We start from the raw sequence: 260 nt of genomic DNA on the forward strand, positions 1-260 counted from the left end.
CGACCCCCACGGCGTCGTCGGGGCGCGCCCCCCGGAAGGTCCCGCCCTCGGCCCGGGCCTGCTCGAACAGGGCGGTGGAGACGCGTGAGAGGTACCCGGCGCCGCGGTGGACGCTGGCGTCGTGGGGGAGGACCTGGGCGACGCGGGTGGCGACGGAGACGAGGGCGGGCGCGCTCGCGGCGTTGTCCAGGTGCGCGTAGGTGGTCGACCCGCCCTGGGCGAGCGGGACGCGGGTGTCCCTGCCGACCACGGGCAGCAGC

The 260-nt window shown here is 78.5% G+C and carries 1 pseudogene; it reads right to left on the reverse strand.

Features of this window, described 5'->3' with window-relative positions:
• Nucleotides 1–259 (reverse strand): annotated as a pseudogene (locus AC0I8G_RS25995) (aminotransferase class V-fold PLP-dependent enzyme); the annotation flags it as partial.
• Between the last annotated feature and the right edge of the window lies 1 nt (nt 260).

This window comes from Kineococcus sp. AC630, assembly GCF_979255925.1.